The 443-nt window shown below is 65.0% G+C and carries 1 protein-coding gene; it reads right to left on the bottom strand.

Features of this window, described 5'->3' with window-relative positions:
• Positions 1 to 45 precede the first annotated feature (45 nt).
• The gene (locus tag RM590_RS35650; RefSeq protein ID WP_205866684.1) at positions 46 to 378 is read right to left on the bottom strand and encodes a hypothetical protein; all 333 of its coding nucleotides are present in this window, start codon (positions 376 to 378) and stop codon (positions 46 to 48) included.
• Between the last annotated feature and the right edge of the window lie 65 nt (positions 379 to 443).

The raw sequence follows: 443 nt of genomic DNA, 5'->3' as shown, positions 1-443 counted from the left end.
CCATTGCTGTCGCGCCCATCCGCGGGGCCGTTCAGCCGAATTCGACTACGGATGATGGGGATTCGGTGCGCCCGGTGTGGCAGGAGCGGGCGACTGCTGTCCGGTCCCCATCATGCCGCCCGGGCCCATCATCCCGCCGGGGTTCATGGTGCAGCCCCGTCCTTGGTGCCATTGGCTGTGGCGGTAGTCCTGGTCCCAGTAGCGATTAGTGGTGTAGCTGCCGGTGTAGAAACCGGAGAAGAAAACTGCCACGACGACGAAGACGGCCCCGGCGACGATGCCCACCCATGTCGCCAACTGGCCGACTCGACTGGGCTGTCGTTCTGGCGCGGTGTCCGAGGGCTCGGTGTCGATGCGTGATTCAGATGACTCGGTCATGGTCGATCTCCCTCGCATCTATGTTCTGCCGCTACAGGTTCGGCGCCGTGTGGGCCGGGCGGTAC

Origin of the sequence: Streptomyces litchfieldiae (genome assembly GCF_031845365.1) — a bacterium.
In the GTDB taxonomy this organism is placed as follows: Bacteria; Actinomycetota; Actinomycetes; order Streptomycetales; family Streptomycetaceae; genus Streptomyces; species Streptomyces litchfieldiae.
This window is presented reverse-complemented; position numbering and strand designations above follow the sequence as displayed.

Excerpts from the sequence above, each read along its gene's own strand:
- RM590_RS35650 (WP_205866684.1), bottom strand. The coding sequence starts at position 378 with ATGACCGAGTCATCTGAATCACGCATCGACACCGAGCCCTCGGACACC.